This is a genomic window from Roseimaritima multifibrata (assembly GCF_007741495.1).
GTDB lineage: Bacteria > Planctomycetota > Planctomycetia > Pirellulales > Pirellulaceae > Roseimaritima > Roseimaritima multifibrata.
Genome location: NZ_CP036262.1, coordinates 2,897,783 through 2,913,234, shown reverse-complemented (window position 1 = coordinate 2,913,234; position 15,452 = coordinate 2,897,783). Strand labels below are relative to the sequence as shown.

At 52.7% G+C, this 15,452-nt stretch carries 8 protein-coding genes; 4 read left to right on the top strand and 4 right to left on the bottom strand.

Annotated features, from left to right (window positions below):
- Nucleotides 1-2: 2 nt before the first annotated feature.
- Nucleotides 3-4,106, top strand: a complete 4,104-nt coding sequence (locus tag FF011L_RS10605) for a protein kinase domain-containing protein (protein ID WP_218933123.1) — start codon at nucleotides 3-5, stop codon at nucleotides 4,104-4,106.
- Between the two features lie 131 nt (nucleotides 4,107-4,237).
- A complete protein-coding gene (locus FF011L_RS10600; protein ID WP_145351650.1) occupies nucleotides 4,238-5,644 on the top strand; it encodes a protein kinase domain-containing protein in 1,407 nt (468 codons plus the stop codon).
- 28 nt (nucleotides 5,645-5,672) lie between these two features.
- Here FF011L_RS10600 and FF011L_RS10595 read toward each other — a convergent pair whose 3' ends face one another.
- From FF011L_RS10595 to FF011L_RS10585, 3 genes are all read right to left on the bottom strand, one after another.
- Entirely contained in the window at nucleotides 5,673-7,847 is a 2,175-nt protein-coding gene (locus FF011L_RS10595) for a dockerin type I domain-containing protein (protein WP_145351649.1), read from the bottom strand.
- A 302-nt stretch (nucleotides 7,848-8,149) separates the two neighbouring features.
- Nucleotides 8,150-9,157 (bottom strand): NADPH-dependent aldehyde reductase Ahr, encoded by a 1,008-nt coding sequence (gene ahr / locus FF011L_RS10590; RefSeq protein WP_145351648.1) that lies wholly within the window; start codon nucleotides 9,155-9,157, stop codon nucleotides 8,150-8,152.
- A gap of 84 nt (nucleotides 9,158-9,241) precedes the next feature.
- The gene (locus FF011L_RS10585) at nucleotides 9,242-9,853 is read right to left on the bottom strand and encodes a hydroxymethylphosphonate dioxygenase (protein ID WP_145351647.1); all 612 of its coding nucleotides are present in this window, start codon (nucleotides 9,851-9,853) and stop codon (nucleotides 9,242-9,244) included.
- Nucleotides 9,854-10,315: 462 nt separating this feature from the next.
- On the opposite strand from FF011L_RS10585, the gene FF011L_RS10580 reads away from it, so the two are divergent.
- Nucleotides 10,316-11,269, top strand: a complete 954-nt coding sequence (locus FF011L_RS10580) for a zinc-dependent peptidase (RefSeq protein WP_218933122.1) — start codon at nucleotides 10,316-10,318, stop codon at nucleotides 11,267-11,269.
- Nucleotides 11,270-11,339: 70 nt separating this feature from the next.
- Entirely contained in the window at nucleotides 11,340-12,911 is a 1,572-nt protein-coding gene (locus tag FF011L_RS10575; RefSeq protein ID WP_145351646.1) for a sulfatase family protein, read from the top strand.
- A gap of 301 nt (nucleotides 12,912-13,212) precedes the next feature.
- On the opposite strand, the gene FF011L_RS10570 is transcribed toward FF011L_RS10575, so the two are convergent.
- A complete protein-coding gene (locus tag FF011L_RS10570; protein ID WP_145351645.1) occupies nucleotides 13,213-14,952 on the bottom strand; it encodes an alpha/beta hydrolase in 1,740 nt (579 codons plus the stop codon).
- Nucleotides 14,953-15,452 lie beyond the last annotated feature (500 nt).

The following is a 15,452-nucleotide window of genomic DNA, read 5'->3' as shown; positions in this document are numbered from 1 at the left end:
CGATGACTTTACTTCCCGAAACGATTGACTTGCCTTCGCGATTTGAACTTCGCGGTCCTTGTGGGACCGGTAGGTTTGGTGTCGTCTATTTCGCGCGTGATACAAAACTAAAACGAGACGTCGCACTAAAGGTTACAGAGACTACCAATCGGAGCCCGCTGCAGTTGAAGCGGATTCGTCAGGAGATCCGCATTAGTTGTCGCCTCAGGCACCCCGCAATCGTTTCCGCGTTTGACGCAATGGAAATCGATAATTTTGCAATTTTAGTTTTGCCGATGATTCATGGCGGAAGTCTGGCGGAATCAATCAACCATAAGCCAGCCGATCAACGACAAGCGGTTATCCGCTTATTGCAAATGACGGAAGCCGTTGCATATCTGCACCGCACCGGAATCTTGCACGGTGATTTGAAGCCTGCAAACGTCCTGATCGATGGCTTGGGAAAGCCACATCTATGCGATTTTGGAAGTTCGACGTTGCTTACGAAGTCGAAGAACATTACGGCAAACGAGATTGCGGGTACGCCTGCATACCTTGCTCCGGAACTTGCTGCAGGCGATGCCAAAGCGACCGTTGTGTCAGAGATTTATTCGTTAGGGGCGATATTGTTTTTCCTTTTGGTTGGCAAACCTCCATTTGAAGGAACAACCACGAGTATTCTAAGCCGCATCCAATCGGAACCGTTCCCGACATTGCGGTCGGTCAATGTTCAAGCAGACAAGGGACTTCAGGCGATTCTCGCTAAAGCCTGTCATAGCACCCCCGCGGAGCGATACCAAAGCGCTGAGGCATTGGAAGAGGATCTGCGTGCGTTACTAGAGGACCGGCCTTTGGCGGCACGCCGCGATTCGATGATCCGACGATCCGCGATGTGGGCCAAACGCCATCGAGCCACAGCTGTTTTGGCGGCAAGTCTTTTCCTCGCAGTGACGTTGGGAACGATCGCTGGCACGACCGGTTGGAGCTACGCGATTTCGCAGAAAAATGCCTCAAACCGCTCTCGCTCTCTCTTTCAAGCCAAGGCACGAAAAGCGAAATTGCGAGAGGAGTCTTTACAACAAACGCTTGCGACCATCAGCAAACAACGTCAGGCGATTGCGATCGCCACCGACGCGGAAAGAAAGATGCTCCTAAAAGCTGAATCAGCCAGTCGTGAGGTGCTAGAGAAATCAACTTCAGCGGCACGAAAGCTCGCGGAAACACAACGACTTGTCGCTAAGACTCGGATTGTTGAGTCGGAACGTCAGCAGACTGAACGGAACTCACAATTCCTATTGGGCGCGAAAAGACGCCGCGAAAATTTTGTAAATTTCCTCACCGACCGACGCGAACTAATCAACCGATTTCACAAAGAAGACAACTGGCACACTAATGAAACAACGGCATCCCAAACGTTAAGTGACAGTATTCGCGGGCTGCTAACGGAGGAACTAACGCAGCGATTCTCGCAAAGCGCGGACTTGCACTATCAACCATTTTCCGTCGTTTTCGAAACCAACGGGCGAGAAGCAACGATCTTACCTGCGGCTCAAACAGAAACTCTAAAGAGAATTCTCTATGGAGTCGAACGGATTCCTGAACGAGACCTGCCCTTGTCCGCTGCAACATCGGTTGGAATATGGGTTCCCCGCGTCGGTGACTACTCGCCCGATGGATCCAATCTTTGCCTTGCAGGTCCGAGTGCAGATGGAGAGAGCGTGGTCGCTAGGATTTCGATTGAAACGAATCAATCCGTTCGCAGCTATCGCTGCCCAGGCCAGGTTCATGCGATTGTTTGTGGGGACTCTGATTTTGAGTTGGCTTTGGTGTCATTAAAGGGTGACATACAAGTCGTCCGATTTCCAGATGAAAAGATCCTCTTTTCTGCGATGGAAGAACGCGAGAAAATAGCCCCCGTGACCAAAACTCCTCGGAGTTCTGGGGACTTGCTTCCTTTTTTCATCGACATCGGCACAAACCCAAATGAGCATTTGCTACTGGCTTCCTCAAGTCGCCCCGATGGAGAATCGACAACAGCTGTTTTCCTTCACTCACTTGACCTTCGATCAAGCGAACATGTTGTAAGCACATCGTTTGACTGTGGCATGCAGAAACTAGCCAACTGGCCGCACCAATGGCAACTTTCGGATCATACCTACTTGGGAATCGGGAAACGCTGCCTGACCACATTGCTTCCGGCCCCACTGGGGAATCGGCGTTACAGCGGCAACGCACTAATCGGAGCAGCCGCGTATTCATCGAGTTTTCAAAAGTGTGAAACGGAATGGGGGCCAATCGCAACGCCACCATCCCCAACCGAATCGCCTGGCTACCTAGGCCCTGAAACACTGCTACGGGCAAAAAGTGATTCGTTCGATCTTCCGGTAACAAAGGACTACGATCGCTCGACGCAACCCTATCGGATGCCTTCGTTCGATTCGGGATCCGGAATTGCAACGCTTTGGTATTCCGACGGGTTTACGGCGTTCGATGTATATGACGGTCGTATCATTCGGGAGTCGACCATCCCACAGGGGCCCGCCGATGCACGTCTAGTTAGGTCCGCCCAAAGTGATCGTTGGATTCGATTTTCCAAAAAACAAATTCGCTGGGCCGAATTGTTCAAACCGAAATCAGAGATCTTTAAAAGCGTCGAAGCAACCGATTTGCACCTGGGTTTGATCGCTGCACGACTGAAGGGCGAGCCCCCAATTCCGGTCAACCAGACTCAAGCCCCTGTGACGGCCCCATTGCCCCACGTCCCCGTTCTCACGGTCGACAACTCCTCGAAAATCCGTCCGAATGGTGGCGGGGTTCGCTTTGATTCTTTGAAACAACGTCTCGATCACGATGCCGCGCACATCGGCATGGATTCTCCGTTTACGCTCGAACTGATCGCAAAGCTAGCTCCATCCAACGGAAAGGACCAACGAGGACTTGCCCGCTTGCTCAATTATGCATTCGTCATTTCTCCCGACGGACGTGGGGAGTTCAGGCGAGAACTGCCTCGGGGGCCGAATAACAAATGGAATCAAAGTGGCATTCTCTCCAAAGAAAAGATCACCGACCGCTGGGTACACCTCGCCTGCGTCACCAATGGAGTGGACAAGGTCCGCTTCTACATTGACGGAGAACTCATCGGATCCAACAAGTGGTCGCCCGAAGTCGCAAAACGACAAAAACGGCAATCCAAATTTTTGTTAAACGATTTCGGCGGACCGCCGCTAGGAATCGTTGACAGTGTGCGGATTTCTCACGGTGAGCGATATGACGGCACCTTTGTCCCTTCCTTACCAATGACAGCGGACCAAACCACAGCGATTCTGTACAACCTAGACGGAGACAGCGACAACCGTGCCATCGATTCAAGCGGCAACAACCACACGGGCCGGCTTCGCGATCCACAATGGGTGCAGTTCGCGGGACCGAATGAAACGAAGCCCGATTCCGCTGTTTCAAAAACGACTAAAACACAACCGTCCCATGCAACAGGCTATTATCTAGGTGCAAACTCGAAAGCTAACCAATTTGAACTTCCGAAAATCCCGCTCAATGCCTCACAACCTCCCCTGACCTTGGAAGCCGTGGTAAAGCTGTCGCATCCTCGGCCTGAGGGCACGCGAGGCATCCTCGGACTCTGGGGGTATTATCTGGGTATCCGCGAAAGCGGCACGCCTGTGTTTCGCCGTGACCTAACAATTGATGGGAAATGGGGTCATCGATTTGTTACCGGAGATCGGTCGATTGTATCGCGGTGGGTCCATTTAGCAGGCGTGACCAACGGATCCAATGAATTGAAATTGTTCGTTGACGGAAAACTTGTGGGGATATCAAAGGTACCATTCGCAGATCTGGATGAGGCTGGCCAGGACACGAATTTGCAGATCAACAGTTGGCCGCAAGGAGCGATAAACGGTTGGATCGATAGCGTTCGCGTCTCGCAATCAGCACGTTATGAAACCGATTTCGAACCTCAGCTACCCTTTGTTGCAGATGACCACACGCTCGTTCTGTACGACTTTAACGAAGGCAAAGGAAACCACATTTCGGATTCCAGCGGAAATGGAAGGGACGGAACATTAGTGACCCCGGAATGGCTCAAGACCTCGCAATACGCGAAGGATTAAGCTTTCGGGGAACGCTGACGGACGGTGCCCTACTACAGCAAACTTCGCCCACTGCGACTGCCAACCTTGGCGCTCTCCGATTAGCAAGTCGACAAACTTCCTACGTCTTTTTACGCTGAAACAACCTATCGATGAATGACCAGACAATCGATCTTGAACCGCCGACACCACGGTCAAAACAGCCGATCCGCCTGCGGGTAATCGAAGGGCCGCACGACGGGATGCAGTGGGTTTTCGATCGATCGGCGGAAGTGACACTAGGGCGGACCGATCGGGCGGATCTGGTTTTGCCGCAAGAAAATTCACTCTCAGGCCTGCATCTATCGCTTAAGATCGAACCACCCCATGTTGAAATGTTAGACGAGCATTCTCGAAATGGAACGTTCGTCAATGGCCTGCGAATGGCGGGGGCAACCTTGCGCCACGGCGATCGTTTTGGAGTTGGCGATACGCTTCTGACCATTGAGCTTCTCTCCAACCTAAAAACTCCCCATCCCCTTGAGCAAACTGCGGCATTTGATCCGCAGGAAAACAACCAACGGACCTCAAACGCCAACCCCTCAGCGAATCCAATTGCAGCAAAGGCCAGCGAATCACCATCGCCGGAAACCATTGGCTTGCCTGCGACTTTGGACGGAAGCGGCGGCCCACCCTCACCAAGCACACCATCAGCCTTTTTTTCTGCGGATAGCGTCAGCGGTAACGCTGCCTCTGTTGGTGACCGCAGCGACGACCAAATTGTTGGTTCCTACCATCTTGGTGAACTACTTGGCAGTGGTGGGATGGCAAGCGTTTATAAGGCGACTCATCGCAGAACCGGAAAAGTCGTCGCAATCAAATTGATTCGTAGCGACCTGCCACAAACCGACAAACGTCTGCGTCTATTTGTGCGAGAGGCCGACGTCCTAACACGGCTGCGTCATCCTCGTATTGTCCAAGCCTTTGAATTCGGAATCGAAGGCTCCTTTCCCTATTTGGTAATGCAGTTCGTCCCCACGATTGACCTTCTAGACTTGACCGATGCACTTCCGCTGAACAATCGAATCCGTACAGCAAACTGGATCACATTGCGAGTCCTTCAAGCGGTTCAATACCTACACAAAAACGGAATCGTTCATCGCGACATCAAACCGAGCAACATTCTTGCTTATCGCAATAAACACCGCTTGCACCTCAAACTAGCAGACTTTGGATTGGCAAAAATCTATGCGGACGCGGGAATTAGCGGTCTAACCAATGAGCGTTCGGTTCGCGGAACGATCGCATACATGTCTCCGGAACAACTTTATAACAGTCGCGATTCGGGGCCCAGCGACGACGTCTTTTCGTGCGGAGCCTGTCTGTATCGGATCCTGGTCGGCGAAGTTCCCAACATGGCATTCCAAAGCAAAAGAACGCTTGAAAAACTTCACGCTTCACCGCTGCCACAGGCAATGATTCGCTTGATCAACAAGTCCATTTCGCTCTCACTCGAAGAACGATTTAACACAGCCAACGAACTTGCGATCGCGATTCAGAACTATAACAGCGAAGCCTAAATGCGTTTTTTGTCAATCCAAGACTGTTTTACCGCGACGTATATCGGATCGTGTTCCACTTGTATTTATTGATAAACCGATCATGGAGGTCCTCACCAGCTGCGATGCTGGCCGCATCAACCAGATTGCTGATCGCTGAGTCAACGTCCGTTAGATCAGGACGTTTGCCGACCTCCTGCCAAAAACGCTTGAGGAACTCAAGTTCTCCGTATTCGCGAGCAAGGTCTAGCATGATTTCTGAAAAATAGTCCATCGTGCCAATGTTTCCCGCGACCGTTAATGGATCGTTGTAGAGCGAACCTTCGAAATCCAAGAAGACACTATCGAAATTCATTTCTGGATCGCTCGTGTACGTGTCAAGCCATCGCGCCATGGAAGCTTGCGAAGCAGGCGTTCCGGCCCCTTCCGGCGGCCCACTAAACGGGATTTCTAAGAATTCACTAATCGCACGCTCCATCAGGATAGGGAAACCATTTACCATAAAATCACCGGAGCCACGACTTTCATGATCCGAGCGCAGATCGTTGAATTCTAACTTCGACTGATAAAACCAAAAGTTGCGTCCCAATTCATAAAAGAACAGATGATCTGGAGTGCCCGATGAAGCAAACTCTTCCACTGCAACGTCAAAAAATTCCGTGTCGACTTCGATCCCACGCACCCCAAGGTACCCGCACCCCGCACCACAAGTCTGATCGACCTGGGCGATGATCGTTTTACCTACAGATAGCCCATAGTCACTCGGTTCAAGTCCAGTCGTCTGTGCATAGACTTCGTACCCACGATCGATCTCGGCGATAAGTCCATCAATATCTTTGACGGCAAGATTTGGTGATTTCGCAAGCAGCGTTACGTGCTTCCCCTCATACGCATACCGCGAAACGGTCTCGCCTTGGAATGAAGTGTATTCCACGACGTCTGGGCTAGAAACGGGCACTGAAACTTGTGTATTGAGAAAATTAATGACCTGGAGCGCATCCTTTGCAGAGATAAACCCATCTCGTGAAACATCCGCAAGCCAATTGAACTCCGAATCAATATTTTGCGGATTGTCATTGCGATTGATTGCGTTGACAACATGAAGCGCGTCCAACGGGGTCACATGCCCATCGCCGTTAACGTCAAATCGGGAAGGATCGCTTGGATCGGGAAGTTGGCCGATGACAAAATCAATCGATTCGGTGTTCGAGATGGTTCCAATCACGCCTGCGAGCGATCGCTCCACATCTAGAAAATCATCCCCTTCCCCCAAATCGACAAGAACACGGTCCACCCCTGCAAACATCAGTTCGCGAACCCCGTCCGTCACCGTCAGCGACGTGGAGGTTCCATTTAGTGCAACACTGTCGTCACGGTCCGTCCCCTCAAGCAATAGTTCTGAAATAGTTCGTCCATCTTCATATCGATCGCGTTGAACAGCCGTCCATTCGGCAAGCGGAGGGGTCTCAGTGGAACTTGGATTTGTCACCAGTTTGATATCGTCAAGTTGCCTCCGCATTGGAGAAGCAGGATCGATGCCTCGCATTGTTAGCGGCCCACCCACCCAAAAACTATCTGGCCGATCCGTGACGGCATCGGCCCAAACCATCTCATTCCGTCGGACTTCTTCCACGCCGTTGACCCATACAACCAACGATCCGTCAGCCAGGCCCGGACTGTTAAAGGTGACCCGATACCGAATATCAATCCATTGATCGGGTGAAAAATCGATATCGACTCGATCGGCGGTCCCATTTTTCTCCGCGAAGAAGAGAAGCTGGTAATAGCTACTGCCATCTGGGTTTCGAAACACCGAAAGTTCATTCTGAAGATTGTGCTCTACATCCGTCCCGTCGGGTGCAACAAGCCGAGACAGTTTGACGGCAATGAAGTCGTGTGCTTCTGAAGAGTTCCTGGGAATTCCGTCGGGAAACTTGACACGATACGACAGCTCAACGCCATCTGTCGCCCCAAACTTGTTGCCAAGCAAGGTCTGAGTTTCATTCGAGTCGAAAACCGATTGGTAGGCATACTCTCCGTCGGCAACCTCAACGATTCCATTCGATACTGTATTCGAAAAGATCGGTGCAAAACCATCCGCGGACTGGTCCTGAAAATCTTCGGAAATAAACACGTCCCCCGCGAATAAATTTCGCTTGCACAGAGTCTCATACTGAAGACGTTTGCGTCGTGGGATCTGACGTTCTTGGGGGCGAAGAAACATATTCTGCTCGTTTGGCTGGAGTGGGTGACACCAACAGAACAACGCGACCGAGCAATCGCTGCGCGAAACGGAGATATTTTTCAAGAATAATTTTGGTGACGCCGCCGATCCTGATAAACGTTCAGGATAAGAACGGCAATCGATGAATTGACGAATCGGCCCCTAAGGCTCGAAGCGGTGGCGATGCCTTTGCGAATCCGTGAACCAGAAAGCCATCAGCCAACAAGAACGAATCGCCAACACCTCGCAACAAGAATCTTGCTTGTCCCACAGCGTTTACGATTTAGACAAACGAAAATGCGTTAGAAGTCGGGATCTAAGATGACGCGGTAGCGGGCTTTGCCAGCTTCGACGTGGGCGAAGGCTTCATTGATTTGGCTCATCGGGAAATGTTCGGTTTTGGGCGAAACGTTGTGCCGCGCGGCGAACGAAAGCATGTCCGCCATTCCGACCGGAGAGCCCGTTGGCGAAGCTCCGACACTAGCTTGCCGAACAAGCAGCGGAAAGACATTAACCGGGATTGGTTCTAAAACGGCGCCCACCATGTGCATCCGGCCGTTGGCGGCCAAAGACGCGATGAAGGAATCCCAGTCGAGCTGAACATTGACCGTCACGATCAAAAGATCGAACGATTTTTCAAGTTTCTGGATCGCTTCTGAATCTCGACTCGATACGACGTGGTTTGCTCCAAAACCGCGAGCTTCTTCGAATTTACTTTCGCTAGAAGTAAACGCGGTGACGTCACATCCGTAGGCGGCGGCGAATTTTATCGCCATATGCCCTAACCCACCGATACCGATCACACCGACTCGGCTTTGCGGCGTGGCAAAGGTTGCCAGCGGATTAAAAACGGTGATCCCGCCACAGAGCAAGGGCCCCGCATCCGCAACATTGAGCGATTCGGGCAATGGTATCGCCCACGCCCAATGCGCCCGAACCGAATTTGCGAACCCGCCGAAATGACCGGCGATCGTCGGCTGTGCCTGACTGCACAAATGTTGCTCTCCCGAAATACACTGCCGGCAGTGCATGCAGCTATCACAATTCCAACCGACCCCAACTCGCTGGCCGACGGTTAATCCTTTTGCGTGGGCTCCCAAAGCGGTCACCCGCCCCACAACTTCATGCCCGAGTACTGTGGGAAATTCGGACATCCCCCACTCGTTCTTCCACATCGATAAATCGGAATGACAAATACCACAGTGCTCCACGGCGATCTCTACCTCTTCAGGCCCAAGTTCCCCTCGCTCAGGAGAGCGTTTGGTGAAAGTACCGCCGACTTCATCCGCCACCCACGCTTCATATGCCATTCGACTATCCTTTTTTAAAATCATCGGTCGTCACCGCAATCATCATCACCGCATTGAATTTAACGATTGCCTACCAACCTAACACTATCCATGGCCGGCAAGCAGGCAACTTTCCACCGCGTCGCGATAAGATTCCAATCCTGGCACCTTTAAGCCTTCGGTTTTTGCACCGTCATCCCACCGCCGAACCAAGAGGATGGTTTCAAGATGTGGATTTTGCTCAAATTCCAACACCTCAGCAGGCGAAAATTTACCCCCTTGCAGGTTCAAACTATTCTGCGACGCGGGCGACAGTCCCTCGTGATAATGGGAATCGATGGCACACAGATAGCGTTTCGCGGGGACATGCTGGCGAATCGATTCAATGATGACGTCGGGAAAATAGAGTTCCAGCAACTCCGCCCCGACGGTCTCGTGACACCAATCCTCTTGCGAGAAATTGCCCTGCCCAGCTTCCTCATTCATGACGAAGTGACCGATGTCATGCAACAGTGCCGCGGTTACCTGCATGTCGGTCGCTTGATTCGCTTTCGCCAAAAAAGCGGCCTGCAGGCCGTGCTCCAGTTCCGTTACGGATTCGTCATAAAAGCTATTGCCATTGCGTTCCATATACGCAAACAGAACGTCCACTTTTAACTTCCCTGTGCGAACATTTGCAAGCGAATCCGCAAGCGATGTATCAACTCTTTCATTCATAACGACTCCGGGAGGGCAATTCGACGAGCGATGCAAATGTCGACATTCCGAGATGACTGGGATCCTATGCTGACAAGAATGTAACCGAACGATCGCTGGTTTGGGGAACCAACAGGTTAAGGTCTGGCGAAGAAAACAGGGGACTACGACCGAAGACGCAGCGGCCTGTCGATTGAAGTGAAAGCGGAAAAAGATTGTCGCCTTTCGTTCCGCGAAAGAACACTCCTTCAAAGCTACTCTCGCGGATCGAAAGGCGACAATCATCCAAACGACAGCCCGACTGGGTTCGTGGCACCATGGCATCGATCCCGTCATACGCTTCGCTTTGGATCAATGCCAATGCGATGCAGCGCCGGACCACGTCGCTTGCAATCGATAGGTTACAATTGGAACAATCGACAGCATGATGGATATCACGCCGATTTTCGGTCGCGTTTCATTCCTTCGATCAAGTGTTTTCAAATGTTACAGCTTGAACGTCCGGGGCTTCTTCTAGCCGCCACCCTTCTGATTGCCTCAGCGGCTGTCGCCGACAAGCCAGCAGATCCTGCTGAAAGCGAGCGTGAGCACATCGCGAGCTACCAGGTGACGGCTCCCCCTTCTGATTTAAAAGTCGGCCCCTTTTACGCCAAGTACGTCAGCGCCAGTGGATACCCCATTGTCAGCTCTGCAAAGGTCAATGATTACGCACTAAAAGAGGCCGCCTACTTGATCGATATGATGCTGGCCGAGCGTCCCGATCTGCGAAAAGTGATGGTCGCCAATGGGTCGCGATTAATCGTAATGAGCTATCAGGAATTCACTACGGACATTCCGGAACATTCCAACCTCACGCCTAAAGACTACTGGAACGCGAGAGCTCGTGGCCTGGGCGGTTCGCGCACCGAACCGGTCTGCTCTTGTGGGGAAGAAAACCTGCTTGCGTTTCCCGGCGACCCGTACTCTACCGAGAACATTTTAATCCACGAATTTGCCCACAATATCCATTTACGCGGGATGGTGAACTTTGATCCGACGTTTGATGATCGTTTGAAACTGGCTTACGACCGAGCGATGGAACAGGGGTTATGGAAAAGCAAATATGCATCGACGAACCATGCCGAGTACTTTGCCGAGGGGGTGCAGTCTTGGTTCAACAACAATCGCCAGCCCGACCATGACCACAATCATGTCGACACTCGAGCGGAACTGATTGAATACGATCCCGGATTAGCTTCTCTCTGCGAAGAGGTTTTTGGCAAAACCGAATTGGTGTACACGAAACCGATCAACCGCTTATCCAAACATCTTGCTGGCTACGATCCTTCGACCGCTCCCCGTTTTGAATGGCCTGCTGGGCTGATGGAAAGCAAACAGAAGATTCGCGAAGAAGTCCAAAAACGGGGTACGGATCGCGAGAAGGAATATAAAAACTAGGTTTGTTGCCAGCCGCAAACCGCGAGCTCTTTTCTTTGACAGATCGAAATCCAACGGGTCTAGCCAACTGATGAAAATTTCAATTTCAACCAAGCAGACCATCGTGGTTGCGGTCGTTTCATTGCTGATCGCAGGGCAGAATGCGGCCATCGCGAAACAAACGTCGGCCCCTAATATCCTGATCATCTTGGCGGATGATTTGGGTTACGGAGACGTTGGATGCTACAACCCCGATTCCAAAATACCAACTCCCTACATTGACCGGCTGGCTTCGGAAGGGATGCGGTTTACCGATGCGCACAGTCCGTGCACGGTTTGCACCCCCACCCGTTACAGTGTGATGACCGGTCAAATGGCGTTTCGTGTGCCCAATGGCGGACGTGTCTTTTCCGGCGCGGGAGGTCCTTCCTTGATCGCTCCGGACCGCCTGACGCTACCGAAAATGCTTCGTGATGTCGGGTACACCACCGCCTGCATCGGAAAGTGGCACATTGGACTGACATTCTATGACGAAGCCGGAAATCCGATTCACGACGGCAGCCCCAAGGGCGTCGAGCGTATCGATTACTCTCGGGAAATTCAGGGAGGCCCAATCGATTGTGGATTCGATCAATTTTTTGGAACCGCATGTTGTCCAACCACGGACTGGCTTTACGCCTACATCGAAAACAAACGCATTCCTGTCCCGCCGGTCAAAAAACTCGATAAATCGACGCTCCCTTCACATCCGTATTCCAAAGACAACCGCCCCGGGATGGTGGCACCCGATTTCGATTTGGAAGAAGTGGACATGCTGTTTCTGGACAAGAGCCAACAGTTTCTACAAAAGCACGTCAAAGAGAGTCCCGACAAACCTTTTTTCCTGCTGCATTCAACGCAAGCGGTTCATCTTCCTTCTTTCCCCGGGAACCAATTCAAAGGGAAAACGGAATCGGGCCCGCATGGTGATTTTATTTTTGAACTGGACTACGTGGTCGGTGAACTGATGAAGACACTGGATCGTCTGGAGATTGCTGATAACACGCTCGTCTTGTTTACCAGCGACAACGGGCCGGAAGTCCCGACCATCTACCACATGCGGCACGACCACCAGCACGATGGAGCTCGTCCGTGGCGTGGTGTTAAACGCGACAACTGGGAAGGCGGACACCGCGTCCCGCTGATCGTCCGGTGGCCCTCAAAGGTCGCCGCCGGCACGAAGACCGATGAATTGACGTCTCTTACCGACGTGATGGCAACGATCGCGGAAGCGACGGGATCACGCTTGCCTAACGATGCTGGGGAAGACAGCTTTAGTCTGATGCCGACCCTGCTTCAGCAACGACAGGACGGCCCCATTCGCCCCTACCTGCTCCAGCAAGGATTCGGAGGTTCTAGGTATTTGGCCATTCGCCGCGGCCCATGGAAATACCTTGCACACAAGGGATCGGGAGGAAACCGATATGACAATCATCCGATGCTGCGAGAATACGAATTACCGGACACGGCGCCGGAAGCCGAAGGACAGCTTTTCAATTTAGATATGGATCCAGGTGAGCGAGAGAACCTGGCGGCAGCTCGTGTGGAAATTGCAATGGAACTGGCGGAACTGCTGAAGAAATCGATAGCCGACGGACGCAGTGCCGATTCGCGGGAACCATAGAACGCCCAGATTCAAGGTTTTCGCTCCGGCAAAGATTTTGTCGCCGTTGAATCGGCGAAAATAGCTAGATAGCGAGTTCTTTCGCGGGGGACGTGAAAAGAATAAGCAAGGAAATTCTCTCTTCGCTTCCAACGAAACCAACAAACCGCTACGCAGCGGATTGCGATTCAGGCAGCCTGCGGGCTTGAAGCGTCGAGACAACGGATTCCAGACCAAACGGAGCGGAAATAATCCGAGTCCATTTAGAATCCGAATTTCGCCCACTTAGGCTTGATGCCCCGCAAGCACTCACCACCGGCGGTTAGCGACGTGCAGGCGTTGGAGGTGGCACGGTGGAGATTGGGCGATGGGCTAATTCCCAATACGTGTTTGCTCCCAATTGCCTTGCGACCAAAGCCGTTCGCTGACTGGCTGGCAAACCATCGCGGACGATCTGATAGAGGTCCCTTAGGATCGATTCACTGTCGCCGTAGTAACTATGTCCGAGCAAGCTTAGATCGATCCCACTCACGTCGATCGTTTCGACTCCTGGAACCACAACAATCTCTGTGCCGCTCTCGCCGGCACGCGGATACCCGTGCACCTGTTTGGAGGCGACTAGCGCTTGGTCGTCTGATGAAGCGTAAAGGGTGACCTGTTCGGCGACATCCAAAAGCACTGGCGCAAAGTCACGACGGAAGCGGTCAGCGTCGACATCGGGCGCGGCCAACACCACCCGATCAAAAGGTGCTGGATCGTTGGGGCCAAGTTCAAAACGAATCTGTTGCATGGCAGCCGTCATGGCTCGGTTGCCCATGCTATGAGCCACCACGTTGATCGAATCGGCTCCGCTTTTTTGTGCCAGGTCCTGCAAAAATTGTTTCAGATGGACAACGGACCACTCAACATTGTTTTCATCAACGGGGTATCCCCACAACGTTCCCTGGCTTGGCCAACTGTAGCAAACCGGAACGCCTTCAAAGGGAAGATCCACGGCGATCTGCGCGGTCCGACGAACGGCTGACTGGAAATCGACATTAAAACCGTGGATGAATACCAGCAAGTCTTTCTGAGGAGACTGCTGAACGGTTTGACTAAGTCGTTGTTGAAAGTCACCTTCACTCAGCTCAACGGCACTGGTCAAAACCAGATGCTCTTGCTGATTTTCAGTGAATTCAAAGCGTAACAAGCTGGGACGCTCGACCATTCCCCGCTCATGGGAATTGGGGACCGTGACCTCGCAAACCCCCTGCACTAATTTCCCCCGTTCCCCCGAGTAGGTCACACCATGTTTTTCGATATTGGCTTCCCCGCTGAAGACCAAAAAAGCTGCCAAAGCAAACGCGACACCTCCAACTCCGACGGTCATCACCGCAACCTTGGAACGCCCTGTCGTCCAGGCTACCAACGCCAGGACAACAAAAACCAAACCACCTACAGCCGACGTTAACAGCCATTGTTTCTTCCCCTTCACGTCGATGTCAGCTAAGGAAAAATCGGCTAACTGACGGTCGGTCGCATAAAAGACCTGCACGGTTGCAAATCCGTTCCCCGCCTCGCTACCCGCAGGCATCGAAGCCATGGGCGGTTCAAGCGTTTCCTGCATCGCGACCGGTGGGTTCTGGATAGCCGCGGCCTTAGGCGGTGCAGCCATTTCAGCGGACTCCATCGAGAACGCCTGAGGTGCTAATGCTCGTGCACGCGACGACTGAGCTTGCGAAGCCTGCGGAGCCATTGACTGAATTTCCGCAGGAGCCATCATCGGTTTTGGGAAACCGGAACCCGCTGGAGCCTCATCGGGGCGACGCATTTTGATCGCCTGTGGAGGTTCGATATCAGGCCAAGTATCGCTGGCGTTTTGCATCGATTTCGGCTGTACCTGAACGGCCTCCGCCGCTTGAGGCTCTTGCTCCGCAGACGGTTGCTCGGTTCTCTCAGCCGAAGCAACCGTTTTTTTCTCCGAGCTGCAACCACTGAAACCAATCAACAGGATCGCGAGCCCTACGCAACCGAAACGAATACAGAAGAGACGGGCATGTGAGATCATTGGGATGGCCTTCATAGCAAAGCCTCCGTGCAGGGCGGGGGGAGTGGTGGGATTCACCGACTCTCTGGCTATACAGAAATTGCCGCGCGGTGTCGACGGCAGTTGGCCTTTTGAACAGGTGGGAGGTGGGAGGTGGGAGGTGGGAGGTGGGAGTTGGGAGTTGGGAGTTGGGAGTTGGGAGTTGGGAGTTGGGAGTTGGGAGGTGGGAGGTGGGAGTTGGGAGGTGGGAGGTGGGAGTTGGGAGGTGGGAGGTGGGAGTTGGGAGGTGGGAGTTGGGAGTTCTTGCCGGGCGGCTTGCGCTCAGTGCTGACTGGGTTGCCAAGTTTTCTTAGCGGAACGGCGCGAGCCGTCCGGCAGATGCATTGTCAAAGCGCGCACTTGCCGGGCGACTTGTGTTCAGTGCTGACTAGATTGCCAAGTTTTCTTAGCGGAACGGCGCGAGCCGTCCGGCAGATGCATTGTCGAAGCGCGCATTTGCCGGGCGACTTGTTTTCAGTGCTGACTAGATTGCCAAA

Bases quoted from the DNA above. Each gene is read 5' to 3' on its own strand.
- FF011L_RS10600 (WP_145351650.1), top strand. From the start codon at position 4,238: ATGAATGACCAGACAATCGATCTTGAACCGCCGACACCACGGTCAAAA.
- FF011L_RS10605 (WP_218933123.1), top strand. From the start codon at position 3: ATGACTTTACTTCCCGAAACGATTGACTTGCCTTCGCGATTTGAACTT.
- ahr (WP_145351648.1), bottom strand. From the start codon at position 9,157: ATGGCATATGAAGCGTGGGTGGCGGATGAAGTCGGCGGTACTTTCACC.
- FF011L_RS10595 (WP_145351649.1), bottom strand. From the start codon at position 7,847: ATGTTTCTTCGCCCCCAAGAACGTCAGATCCCACGACGCAAACGTCTT.
- FF011L_RS10580 (WP_218933122.1), top strand. From the start codon at position 10,316: ATGTTACAGCTTGAACGTCCGGGGCTTCTTCTAGCCGCCACCCTTCTG.
- FF011L_RS10585 (WP_145351647.1), bottom strand. From the start codon at position 9,853: ATGAATGAAAGAGTTGATACATCGCTTGCGGATTCGCTTGCAAATGTT.
- FF011L_RS10570 (WP_145351645.1), bottom strand. From the start codon at position 14,952: ATGAAGGCCATCCCAATGATCTCACATGCCCGTCTCTTCTGTATTCGT.
- FF011L_RS10575 (WP_145351646.1), top strand. From the start codon at position 11,340: ATGAAAATTTCAATTTCAACCAAGCAGACCATCGTGGTTGCGGTCGTT.